7 protein-coding genes are annotated in these 11,068 nt (G+C 46.1%); 2 read left to right on the forward strand and 5 right to left on the reverse strand.

The annotated features are described in order from the left end of the window. Positions 1-113: 113 nt before the first annotated feature. Positions 114-3,401: a DEAD/DEAH box helicase gene (locus tag HMPREF0083_RS06435; protein ID WP_040301717.1), complete on the forward strand. Its 3,288-nt coding sequence runs from the start codon at positions 114-116 to the stop codon at positions 3,399-3,401. 238 nt (positions 3,402-3,639) lie between these two features. Here the strand turns inward: HMPREF0083_RS06435 and HMPREF0083_RS06440 are convergent, their stop codons facing one another. From HMPREF0083_RS06440 to HMPREF0083_RS06450, 3 genes are all read right to left on the reverse strand, one after another. Further along, positions 3,640-3,837, reverse strand: coding sequence for a cold shock domain-containing protein (locus tag HMPREF0083_RS06440; protein ID WP_040301719.1), 198 nt, complete (start codon positions 3,835-3,837; stop codon positions 3,640-3,642). A 144-nt stretch (positions 3,838-3,981) separates the two neighbouring features. Continuing rightward, entirely contained in the window at positions 3,982-4,617 is a 636-nt protein-coding gene (locus tag HMPREF0083_RS06445; protein WP_187374791.1) for an amino acid ABC transporter permease, read from the reverse strand. A 315-nt stretch (positions 4,618-4,932) separates the two neighbouring features. Beyond that, a complete protein-coding gene (locus HMPREF0083_RS06450; RefSeq protein ID WP_245191318.1) occupies positions 4,933-5,775 on the reverse strand; it encodes a basic amino acid ABC transporter substrate-binding protein in 843 nt (280 codons plus the stop codon). A gap of 603 nt (positions 5,776-6,378) precedes the next feature. Between HMPREF0083_RS06450 and HMPREF0083_RS06455 the strand changes: the two genes are divergently transcribed. Further along, positions 6,379-7,134, forward strand: coding sequence for a flagellin N-terminal helical domain-containing protein (locus HMPREF0083_RS06455; RefSeq protein WP_327848864.1), 756 nt, complete (start codon positions 6,379-6,381; stop codon positions 7,132-7,134). Between the two features lie 61 nt (positions 7,135-7,195). Here the strand turns inward: HMPREF0083_RS06455 and HMPREF0083_RS06460 are convergent, their stop codons facing one another. Together HMPREF0083_RS06460 and HMPREF0083_RS06465 are read right to left on the reverse strand one after the other, a co-directional pair. Beyond that, positions 7,196-7,606: an EscU/YscU/HrcU family type III secretion system export apparatus switch protein gene (locus HMPREF0083_RS06460; protein WP_021620356.1), complete on the reverse strand. Its 411-nt coding sequence runs from the start codon at positions 7,604-7,606 to the stop codon at positions 7,196-7,198. After that, positions 7,603-10,797, reverse strand: a complete 3,195-nt coding sequence (locus HMPREF0083_RS06465) for a hypothetical protein (RefSeq protein ID WP_021620357.1) — start codon at positions 10,795-10,797, stop codon at positions 7,603-7,605. Before HMPREF0083_RS06465 ends, HMPREF0083_RS06460 begins: the two co-directional genes overlap by 4 nt. Between the last annotated feature and the right edge of the window lie 271 nt (positions 10,798-11,068).

The following is an 11,068-nucleotide window of genomic DNA, read 5'->3' on the forward strand; positions in this document are numbered from 1 at the left end:
CACCACAAAAATGTGTCGATTTATTAAATCAGATGTATATAGTCCATATTAATAGTAAGGAATAGATTGGCAATCCGCAGAACAAACACCGGATGAATAGGAAGGAAACAAAAATGAGTCATTCACTATCCCTAAAAGACATTAAGTCATTGTGTGGCACAGCTTCCTATCAGCGTGGTGAAGCTTATTACAAATCACGCCGGGTGCTTGAGCTGCATTACGACCCGAATAAGCTGCATTATCACGCTGTTGTCTCAGGGAGCAAACCGTATAATGTCGATATCACACTTGAAGATTCTAATCATATAGAGGCTGAATGTGAGTGTCCGGCCTTTCACTCATATTATAATTACTGCAAACACATCGCCGCAGTCTTATTTCACATTCATGCTTTCAATCACAACGTGAAAAATATCTCCCATCACTCTGAGCATGCATCAAAAGACCAGAATCCGGCAAAAACCCGTCTATCAAGAAGGGATATGCAGTTAACAGAAAATATTATTTCACTTTTTGAGGATACTTCTGTTGTGGCACAAAGTATAGATAACGTTCCTCAAAAATATAATCAAGTGCTTGAAGTAGAATTCACATGCAAAGCGGCAACTATCACCTATCCTGCTCAAAAGAACCTGTTTGGAATTGAAATGAAGGTAGGGAGCAGCGGACAATTGTATATCGTCCATAAAATTCAAGACTTTCTTTCAAAAATAGAACAACAGGCTACTCATTCGTTCTCCAAACGCTTCACATTCGATCCTTCCATACACACGTTTAAAGAAGCGGATTGGGCAATCATTCAACAGCTGATTGAGGTATACCACAATGAAGCAGCCTATCGCGAAGCCTTAAGCGGCCAGGCTAACCGTTATATGTTCAACACCGGTCGCTTGTTGTTCATTCCTCCTCCGGCCTGGCAGAAGCTGCTGCCAAAATTGAAGGAGGCAGCTGTGATGTTCGAGCACGAAGCACATACATACGAGCGTATCGAGACAAGGGACGGAAACGCTCCTCTTAACTTTCAATTACACAAGGCCCAAGCTGAAGGCTATCAACTGGACATTCAGGGGCTGGATCAAGTTATGGTAATGGAGGACTACGGTTGTGTGCTTGCGGCAGGAACGCTGTACAACATGCCTGCAACACAACTGCATCGAATCGCCAAAATGAAAGAAATGTTCCAATACAGGCCCAGCCAGCAGGTACTGATTCCCCCTTCCCAAATTGAATCCTTTGTGGAGCGCGTCATTCCTGAACTGAAAAAAATGAGCACCGTTGTCATCGAACAGCAAATTTCCAATCGGATTATAAGCCCGCCGCTGCATGCCAGGCTTCATCTTGATCGGGATGCGGAGCGACTGTTGGCCCGACTTGAATATAAATATGATGATATCGTAATTGCACCCTTTCATTCGAATATTGACCATCAGGATCATTCAGGCCGTATTCTCTTGCGTGACACTGAACAGGAGAGTCGGATTATGAATCTGCTTGAACAATCCTCATTCAAGTACAATGGCAACGAGCTTTATATGGATGATGAGGAGGGAATATATCACTTTCTATATCACCTTCTTCCCCAACTGGAGCAAACAGCCGAGATTTATATGACGTCCTCCTTAAAATCATTGATGCACCACAGCCTTTATTCACCTAAAGTGACGGTAGATGTCGACTCGAAAACACAGTGGCTGGATATCAGTTTTGGGATGGAAGGGATCGACGAACAGGAAATTCATCATATCCTTCAAAGCGTTGTGGAGAAAAAGAAATACTACCGTTTACAGGACGGATCATTTCTGTCATTAGAGGAAGATGCGTTTCTAGATATCGGTCACTTTATGAAGGAAATGAATATCCGCCAATCGGAAATGAAAGGGAACCGCATCAAATTATCCGTTGTTCGCGGATTTCATCTACTAGATTCAGATGAAAGAACACCTGCCATTCGAATCGAGAAATCACTTCGCCAGCTATTCGAAAACATGCGAAGCCCGGATAGGCTTAATTTTGAGATTCCGAAGACGCTGTCCCCTGTACTGCGGGACTACCAGAAATACGGTTTTCAATGGTTAAAGACACTTGCTCATTACCGCTTTGGCGGCATTTTGGCAGATGATATGGGGCTTGGTAAAACACTACAGTGTATTGCGTTTATCCTTTCGGAACAACAGAAAAGCACAACGACCGGACTTCCCGTACTCATCATTTCTCCAGCTTCATTACTGTACAACTGGAAAAACGAATTAAAAAAATTCGCACCTGAGCTAACGGCAATAATCGCTACAGGCGATAAACAGGAACGAAGGAAGATTCTAGATGAATTATCAAATATAGATGTATTGATTACGTCTTATCCGCTTCTGCGAAGGGACATGGAATTATATGCAGACCATCGCTTCCATACCCTTATCCTGGATGAAGCTCAGGCAGTGAAAAATTATGCTACGAAGACTGCACAAGCCGTCAGGGAAATTCACGCTCAGCATCGTTTTGCCTTAACCGGAACTCCAATAGAAAATTCACTTGAAGATCTGTGGTCCATATTTGATGCGGTATTTCCTGAGCTTTTCTTCAGTAAAAAGGCATTTGCTGAGCTTTCTCGTGAAGCCGTGGCAAGAAGAGCACGCCCCTTTATTTTACGCCGGATGAAATCCGATGTACTGAAGGAGCTGCCTGAGAAAATAGAAACACTTCAAACCTCCGATTTATCGCCGGAGCAGAAAAAACTGTACATGGCTTATTTAATGAAGCTACAGCAAGAAACCATTCAGCAGCTTCAAACGGAAAGCTTCCAAAAGAATCGAATGAAGATTTTAGCAGGTCTAACTCGCCTGCGGCAATTATGCTGTCACCCTTCCTTGTTCATCGAGAATTATACAGGCGATTCAGGGAAGCTGGATCAGCTCCTTGAAATCGTTGAGGACTATCACAGCGCCGGTAAACGAATCCTTATCTTTTCCCAGTTTACGGAGATGCTGAACATCATTCGACAGGAACTGGCACATTACGATTTATCTTATTTTTACTTGGACGGCAAAACACCCGCAAATGAACGGGTGGAGCTGTGTCGCCGTTTTAATGAAGGGGAACAGGACATTTTTCTGATTTCCTTAAAGGCAGGCGGAACCGGATTAAATTTGACGGGAGCAGACACCGTCATCCTCTATGATTTATGGTGGAATCCGGCGGTAGAGCAGCAAGCAGCCGATCGGGCGCATCGTATGGGACAGAAGAACATCGTGCAAGTCATCCGGCTTATCACACAAGGCACGATTGAAGAGAAGATGTATGAACTACAGCAACAGAAAAAAAACCTGATTGACGAAGTGATCCAGCCAGGCGAAGGGGCTTTGTTTACTTTGACAGAGAATGACATCCGCGAATTGCTAATGATTTAATTATTGGCACCATGACAAGAACAATAGCCTAAAAATACAAAAAGGAACAGGGCACGATTGTGCTGCCTGTTCCTTTTTGTATAATCCCGTCTTAACGGGCAGTAATATCCCTACTGCGTGAAGTTTCACTTCATTATATAGGAAGTAACCGAAAGCCCCCGGAATCATCCGAGGGCATAGTTATCGTTCGTTGTATTTGAATCTACCTTATTTCCATCACAAGGAAAGGTGATGCATATTACAACTTAACAACGTTAGCTGCTTGAGGTCCGCGAGCGCCTTCAACGATTTCGAATTCAACGCTTTGGCCTTCTTCCAAAGATTTGAAGCCTTCTGATTGGATAGCAGAGAAGTGTACGAATACGTCGTCTCCGTCTTCGCGTTCGATGAAACCATAACCTTTTTCAGCGTTAAACCATTTTACTTTACCTTGCATCAAATACATCCCTTTCCGTCAATAAAATATGGGAACACGTTGTCATTCTTCCCACATCTTGACTATACCACCCTGAATAGGCACAAGTCAAATTAAATCAATCGACGAAAAAGGCATTTATTCGACAATTTAGAAAATGACTTTTTACTCCGTCGCAAAGCGTTTTTCAAGGTATGCAACGAAGCGGGAAATGATAAGTGTAAGCATAAGATAGACGATTGCCATCGTCAAATAGGACTCCCAGCGGGCAAATGTCGATTTCGCTGTCGCATATCCCGCATACGCAAGCTCTGGTGCTGCAATAACCGCAAGCAGCGACGAATCCTTCAGCAGGGCAATAAACTCATTGCCAAGCGGTGGAATCATCCGTTTGAACGCCTGTGGCAAAATAACAAACCGCATAGCCTGTCTCTTATCCATCCCGAGTGAACGGGCCGCTTCCAATTGACCGCGATCGATCGACTGAATTCCCGCCCGGAAAATCTCAGCTATGTAAGCTCCAGCATTCAGGGAAAGTGCTACAAACCCGGAAAATACAGCGGAAGGCGGCTCACTTTGTGAGAAAAGTCCCCATATTTCCGGGATGGCCGCAGAGTGAATTAGAAGAATCTGCACAAACAGCGGTGTACCACGAAAAACAGTTATGTAAGCAACAGATGGCCAGCGCACCAACGGATTCTTCGACAATCGTCCCAAACCGAAAATCAATCCAAGAATCGTCCCCATAAATACGCCAACAGAAGTAAAAAGAATTGTATATCCCACACCACGGATAAACATCTCACGGTATTCGTAAATGACGCCCCAATCCAATGCGTTCACAGCCTTTCCTAATAGCTTTCTCACCAAACAGGCGAAGAGTGCGCGGGAACCTTGTCCACGCGCACTCCCCTTATCCCGGTCCAACGGGCAATCAGACACCCCTACTTCAAGTGCGTTACATGGGGGATAACTGCCCCTAAGACTCCGATACGTACAATTAACCGTCAGTGGGGATAAAGAAAATCTCCACTGATGGAATTTCTACTTTATGCATAACATATTCATTATAACGGATAAACATGCGATTGCCTACATTTTTTTTATTCTATCCGCTTATTTTTTCTCTTCACCAAAGTACTGCTTGAAGATTTCATCATATTTGCCGTTCTCTTTAATCGTCTTCAATCCCTTGTTAATCCCATCAAGCAACTCCTTGTTGCCCTTCTTGACCATGATGCCGTATTGCTCTGGCACAACGTTCGGATCTTTCACTACCTTATAGCCTGCCTTGCCGGAGTTTTTAAGGAAATCCGTAAGCACCCCATTGTCACCTACAACCGCATCTACACGCTTCGCGTACAGCTCCTCCACCGCGGACGGCGTATCATCAAGACCCTTCAGCCTCGTATTGCCTTTACCGAGAATTTTTTCAGCCAATGCTGCTCCTGTCGTACCGCTCTGCACGCCTACACGCATATTCTTGATATCTTCAACCTTCGTTACATTTGCACTTTCCGGAACCATGATTAATTGGTATGCATCAAAATAAGGGTCAGAAAAATCGTACTTCTTTTTGCGCTTTTCGTTAATTGTAATACACGAAATCGCAATGTCACGCTTGCCTTGTTCGATGTCCTCAAACAACGGGTCCCATCCTGCATGCTCAATCTGGACTTCCCAGCCGTTCGCTTCTGCAACCGCCTTGATGATGTCCATGTCAAACCCTACCGGCTTGGAGTCCGGACCTAACTTCTCAAACGGAGGGTACGCGGCATCAGTTCCAACCTTCAACACCTTCTTCTCGCCTCCAGCGGCCGCTTCCTTGCCCGCCTCGGCTTGTCCGCTGGTCGACTGGCTGCTTCCTTTGTCCCCGCCTCCGCATGCCGCTGCCATGACAGCCACCAGCATCAGAATACAGGCCAAAAAAAGCGCTTTCATACCTTTTTTCTTCGGCATCGTGTCTAGTTTCCCCCTCATTCTGTTTGTTTGTGGATAATCATGTTTTCTTTAATTATAAGGAGGTATCTATTTAAATACAATTAAAAAATATTAGAATTCATAGAATTTTTCAGGTTCATTTTATACATTAACACTTTACCTTAATAAAAATACATATTCTTTCATTTTTATAATAAAGTTTTCTCTGTATGCTTTATGAAAAATCAATGGTAAATCCCCACCTGCTGATTTCCTAGAGGGGAAAAGACAAGACTTAATATTCAATATATGGTAAAATAAATATTATAAAAATATTCTGTACCAATAGGGCATTTGGTTATATATATCTGACGATGAATCAATAGACTTCTATGGTAGGGGAAGAAAAGAAGGAAGGGCGGTGGTTGGAAAAAGACACGCTGGCCCTTCTTCTGCCGGAGCGCAGGGCGCATCCAACCTCTTCTTTTTTCCGAATCTCCTCCTTCCAGCCACCTGAACTTTTATTAATACATCAAGTGATTTCCATATAGAAAGGAGAGGAACATCTTCTTACAGGCACTTCATAGTGGAATGATAGCGTACCGTTCTTACCAGTATCATTTGAAAATGCAAGGATTGCATATGGAGCGAATCGCAACGGGCCAGCGTATTAACCGGGCCGCAGACGATCCGGCAGGACTTGCGATATCAGAACGAATGCGCGCACAGATTCGCGGCTTGAATATGGCTGCACGCAATGCGCAGGACACGATTTCTCTCGTACAGACCGCCGAAGGGGCACTACAGGGAACACACGATATTCTGCAGCGAATGCGCGAACTAACTGTTCAGGCGGGAAATGGCACCCTTTCTTCTTCCGATAGACAGGCGATTATTGAGGAAATGAAGCAGCTGGAAGACGAGATAAACCGTATCAGCAAAGATACGCAATTCAACAGTCAAAATCTGCTGGACGGTTCCTTCACTGACAAATCATTTCAGATCGGCGCCAATCAAGGACAGTCCATCAGGATAAGTATCGACGCCAGCGACACTGGAGCACTTGGCATCAAGAATCTACATGAAAAGCTGAAAACTCCAGAAGGGGCGAGCGAAGCGTTAGGCCTGCTTGATGAAGCGATAAAACGCGTCTCTTCCCAGCGCTCCCAGCTAGGCGCTTATGAAAACCGCCTGGAACATACCATCAACAACCTCATGAACTCGGCGGAGAATCTAGCGGCAGCCGAGTCGCGGATACGAGATGCGGATATCGCTAAAGAGATGATGGCATATGCGAAGCATAGTATTCTCGCTCAGGCGGCGCAAGCGATGATGGTACAGGCAAGACAGCAGGCGGAGTGGGTGTTGGAATTGTTAAAGCCGCCGGAACGCAAATAGAAGACCCCGACCGTCCGAAACACGGACATTCGGGGTCTTTGCTATTTTGAATAGCTGATGATTATCCTTTGATGGAGTCGATCGCCTGTAGCAAATCCTCCAGACTCACATCCTCTTCATCTTCCATGTCATCCCAATACGGCGTCTGTTGCACGGTACGGGGCATAGCAGGTACCATTTCACCTACATTAGCCCGTCTTACCAGCAGCAACACTTCCGCCACGACCTGATAAAGCTGGGGCGGGACATTATTCCCTAAATCCAGCTCCAGCAGATTTTCCAGCAGCATCGAATCCTCCTGTAGGGGAATATCGTGCTCTTTCGCCTTGGCAATGATTTTATCGGCTATTTCTCCTTCACCTTGCGCTACAACGATGGGTGCCTTGTCGTTTTCTTTATCGTAGCGAATAACAGCTGCACGTGTCGGTGAGCCTTTTTTCTTTGGCATGTTTGCAATCTGTCTATACATCATATGGAGAAGTCCACACCTTCCTTTGTAGCAGTCGCAAGCGCCTCGGCACGTGCCTTTGCCGCATCCACATGAGGCAGGACAGGCTGTTGCTTCTCTTCACCAGCAACAGCCTGACCGATCGGTGTAAAAGTTACACCATGAATTCGGTATCCCATCTTCTGTAGTTCGTCCGTAAGCTTTGGAATATACGGGGAAAAGGCTGCTTCTACATTCGGATGATCATTTTGTATACGCAATGTCATCTCTCGTTCCGCTACTAATACAGAGATACCTGTCTCACCAAATTTCGGCGTATCAAGGAAGAAGAACAGACTGCAATTCTCCCAGTCCATCTGTTCTCCATTCGTGCGGGATTGTACTTGCAGCTCTACGGATTGTGTTCCTTCCTCCCACGGAATCGGTAGCTGAACATGAAGTGACTGAAACGGCGTTTGCCCATCCTGTCGTGACAACAATTGCTGTCCTGTAACATGAGAGAGCGCCTGATCCATTACTTCTTTCGCACGGACTGTGAGCTGCGGATCATTCATGCCCTCCATCATCAACGACTTTAACGTATGGGGAGGAGCATCTTGCCTTCCCTGACCATGATGCCCTGTCTGTCCAAAGGCAGTTCCTGGTGTATGTGGATGTGCCTCACGACGCACAAGCCATTCTGCCGCTTCCCGCTCATAATTCAGGCCCATCCCTCTCATCGCTTCCTGCACACCCCGACCTGTAAGAGAATCTTCGCGCCATTGCTGTCCATACATCTGCAACGGATTTCGCATTTCTCCTTCGCCGGTCATTTTGGAGAAGAACCGCTCTACTTTCGTATAAGAAGGCTGCCAGTGCAATTTTTCCAGCTCTCCGCGCACCCGCTGGAAGATTTGCAGGGCTTCGTCCTGTTTCCCTTTATCAAGCAAGCCTTTTACCTGTTGCAGTTCACCGCTTATCTTCAAAATGCTGTGCTCGAATTCCATATCAGCAAACAGGGCAAATTCTCCTTTTGTCACCAAGCGATTGACCAATTCAATCGTCGGCTCAATAATACGCTGTACATATGAAGCCGCCTGTGGAATATTCTGCTGTAGAAACTGGCTCATGCGCTGAACGTTGCTCATAATCTCCTTTTTGGTCTGGATGAACTCTTCTCCGGCTTCCCGCAAATAGTCCGGAATATACCGAGTTATCCGTTCAAAGTCCGTAGTCTGTACTCCTGTCAAAGCTTCGGCCCGTTCCCCGGCTTCCCGCAGAAATTGCTCCAATCCATCCAGTTCCTGAAGCACGGTCGCAGGCTCTGTGCTTCTTTCCTGCCCTGTAGCCATTGCTTCTATCCTCTGCAAAATTGTATCCATCTGTCTTGCTTGTTCCTTCGGAATAGAGTTCTGGATTGCAGCATCTCTTAAAGCAGCGGACAAATTTTCCACAACTTTGGCAATCTCCTGTGTGCCATCAAGATTTTTAAACGTAGCTTCCTGGGCATCCATTAGCGCTTGTATCATATCGTGACGTGCTGCCAGCACGATGCCCGCCAGCCGTGCAAACGTCTCTCCAATTGGACGCAGAAAAGCAGATGAGGATTCGCCTTCCTGCCCTTCACCTGGAAGTACTGACACAGGGGCTGAAAGCTTAAACAATTGAACAAGCGTATCCATGTTCCGTGTGACTATCGCTTTTGCTTCCCCACTTTTACCTACCGCTTCATAGCTCATCGACATTCGCAAGTCTTTTATTAGACGATCGGTGAGTGCTTCAATATCTTTTGCCAGCTTCGGACTCAGCCCGGCTTTGTTTACGACATCTTTTACAGTTTGCATAAGCTGATCCAACTGGGCACGGGTAACCCGACCTGCACTCCGCAATTCCTGTACAAGCTTGGCGAGGTCCTGAAGTTTGGTCGGAGACGTAGCTTGCCCTGCTGTCTCCTTGACAAGCTGCGCGTCTGGAGTAGTGGCAGCTCCTGCCTGTATCTGTTCAGCGATACGTGTTAGCTCTGTTCCAATCGAACGACTCGCACTTTCGGTCAACACAACAGGTTGGCGTTCAGGAAGAGCCTGTGCCATTTTGGATAATATTTGTATGCTCTTTTGCAACTGTTGCCGCGAAGCATCATCCCGTTTAGAGACGTCTAGATTTTTTTCAATCTGCTGAATTAATCTCTGTAATTGCTCCCTTGTAATAGGCTGTTGCTGTTGCAAATTCTGCTGAATCGTGTCGATTTGACGTAGAATCTCCTTGTCAGATAGAGGAATCCTTGTATCTCCTCCCTCCTGTCGTGCTGCTTGAGCGGGCTGTTTCAACTGGTTAATCGCCCGTTCCAGTGCTGCCCGATCTACTCCATGTTTCATCTGTTCCGGTGAAATGGCATGTTTCTGTCGTGCGGACTTGTGTATGATCTCTTCCACCTGTCCGACCACTTTATCGATCGCCTGGCGAATATCTGGATTCGGCTTGACCGATTGCACGTTTTGCTTAATTTGTTCGATCAGTTTTTGTACTGCTTCTTTGTTTATCGGACGTTCACTTTTTAATGCCTGCTCCAATACTTCCAGCTGCTTTGTCAGCTTCTTCTGTGCCGCAGGTGACACGCCATTCGTTACGATATCCTTTGATGCAGCAGGAGGCAGAAAATCTGGTGCTTCTTTTGCCAATTCACTAAGAATAGAACCAAGAGAAGGCCCGTGCAGCACTCGGGATACCGCCTCATATGCCTTTGGTGTGATGGTAATGTCCTTCTTTGCCATCACAGTCAGCGTGTCTATCTTCTGCTGAACTCCTCCCTCTCCCTTTTGCATAATATGCTGGATCGTACGTAGCACGTCCTTCGTAATAGGCATACGCTCCGCTGCTATTCTCTTCACCGCTTCTTTCATTTCTGGGGAGGCTTTCACACCAGCCTCCTGCAACATTCGATCGATTACAGCTTCAGAAGGAGGAACCTGGCGGGAAGCTCCTTCTGCCGTAGCATTGACGCGAAGCTGAAGCGTCTCTCCGTTGCGTGCCATAACTTGAGCTGATACGCGTGATTCAGCCGGAACACCTTTTTCAAACGTAGCCTCGAATTCCTGTCCATTAATTTCTACGAGCGCTTCCTGAGACGATAGCTTTTGCTTAATGGACACTTGCACTGTTTGATCCTGTCGTACCTCCGGCAGCTTCCCCATTGCCTGCACCGAACGCAAACCACGCATCCAATCCGAAATCTGCATGCCCTTTCCACCTCTTCTTTTTTCTGCTGATTATTCTTATCTATATACATCCGGTTTAATAAATCGACAAACCTTTGTGGTAGGAGGTAGAAAAAGACGGAAGGGCGGTGGGTGGGCACGGTCGGAAAAAGACACACTAGCCTTTCTTCTACCGGAGCGCAGGGCGCTTCCAACCTCCTTTTTTTTCCGGATTTCCTACTTCCAACCACTCCTATGAAAATATCAAGTATTACTTACTATCACGCCTGTTGATTATCCATAAGGTGGAAGA

Origin of the sequence: Aneurinibacillus aneurinilyticus ATCC 12856 (assembly GCF_000466385.1) — a bacterium.
GTDB classification, from domain to species: domain Bacteria; phylum Bacillota; class Bacilli; order Aneurinibacillales; family Aneurinibacillaceae; genus Aneurinibacillus; species Aneurinibacillus aneurinilyticus.